Raw genomic sequence first — 1,759 nt, 5'->3', positions numbered from 1 at the left:
CAAATTTTTGTTTTTGATATTTTTCAGGGCTAATCTTCGCTTTAAAATCCTCTGATAAAATTTCTGTACTATACCATAAATTAACACTCCAAGGGAATATCTCTGCATCTAGAAACTTCTCTTGATGGAACCATGGATATCCTGAGAATACTTCATCTGCGGATTCGCCTGAAAGTGCAACTGTTGCGTCTTTTTTCATTTCCTTAAATAACAAATAAAGAGACGTTTCCAGTTCTCCAACTCCAGGTAGATCACGCGCTCGCATTGGAGTTAATAAATACTCTATTAAACTATCTGATCCTAACTCTATAGAATGATGCTTTGTTCCTACATATTCAGCCACACGTTTCACCCAAGGTTCATCACGATCAAAACGAAGGAAGTCTTGCTCAAAGTCTTTTTCATCATTGATGAAATTCAGGGAATATGTATGAAGGCGTTCCCCTTTATTCCCAAATTCATTTCCTGCTAAACCTGTTAAACCACTGGAATCTAAACCTCCGGAAAGCATAGATACCACTGGTTTATCAGCAATTAACTGCCGTTTAACCGTATCTTGTAAAATGGAGCGGATTGTCTCGACTGTTGTATCAATATCATCTACATGTTTTTTACTTTCAAGTTTCCAATACTGTGTCGTAGTCGAGCCATTAGAGGTAAACGTCATATAATGGCCAGCACGCACTTCATGTATATCCTTGAAAATAGCATGACCAGGAGTACGTGTTGGTCCAAGGCAGAATATTTCAGAAAGTCCTTCTTTATCTACCTCTGCATCTACAAATGGATGCGAAAGTAAAACTTTTAACTCTGAACCAAAAAGAATTGCGCTTCCCCTTTGAGCAAAAAATAAAGGCTTCACACCTAGATGATCACGACCAAGCATCAATTTCCCAAATCTTTCATCCCAAATACCAAAAGCAAAAATCCCATTTAGATGTTGAACACAATCTTCTTGCCATTCTAAGTAAGCATGTAGTAATACCTCTGTATCCGACTTGGTCTGAAATTTATGACCTTTCTCCTCAAGTTCTTTACGTAATTCTTGATAGTTATAAATTTCTCCATTGAACGTAAGGCCAATCATATCATTTCCATCTTTATAGAGCATAGGTTGAAGGCCACCTTCAGGATCAATGACGATGAGACGTCGATGACCTAATGCCGCTCGTTTTGAAAACCAATGCCCCTCTGCGTCAGGTCCTCGGTGAATGATAGCATCTGTCATTTTTTTAACGTTTCTTGTTCATTAGACAGGTCTTTAGACCAGTCTATCCACCCTACAATTCCACACATAGTGTCTACCTTCTCTCAAATAGTATAGAAACCAACTAAAATTGAATATCAGTCGGTTTTCCGTAAAAAAATCCGACTAAAAACATCTTTTAGTCATGTTTATATAATAAAATGAATTGAATAAAAAATCAAATAATTCAATCAAGAAAGAAATCATCGTCCGATTAAAAAATTATTACCTTAAACTTTCATTTTTATCTTAAGTGATACAGTTGCATTCTATTATAGTTATATACTAGAAATAAGAATGGTGTATGTTATTCTATAAGAAGCAAATAGAGGACTTTCTATTAGGAGTTACAAAATTACAAATGAACTAATACAGAATGTAAAGATAGAAAACTTCGCTAAATATTTCAAGGATAGGGTGTAGACAATGATCAAATTAGAAAAAGAAAATAAAAAAATGAAAATCATTCAATCTGCCACAATACTGTTCTCTACGCGTGGTGTCCGTAACACA

2 pseudogenes are annotated in these 1,759 nt (G+C 35.4%); one reads left to right on the top strand and one right to left on the bottom strand.

Annotated elements, in window-relative coordinates:
* Nucleotides 1-1,296: pseudogene (gene asnB, locus D1166_RS30825) on the bottom strand (asparagine synthase (glutamine-hydrolyzing)); the annotation flags it as partial.
* Between the two features lie 376 nt (nt 1,297-1,672).
* Here asnB and D1166_RS30820 point away from each other — a divergent pair.
* A pseudogene (locus D1166_RS30820) lies at nt 1,673-1,759 on the top strand (TetR/AcrR family transcriptional regulator); the annotation flags it as partial.

The organism is Bacillus sp. ISO11 (assembly GCF_003458115.1).
In the GTDB taxonomy this organism is placed as follows: domain Bacteria; phylum Bacillota; class Bacilli; order Bacillales; family Bacillaceae_G; genus Bacillus_A; species Bacillus_A cereus.
Note: the sequence above shows the minus strand (reverse complement) of the source record. Positions and strands in the feature narration are given on the sequence as shown.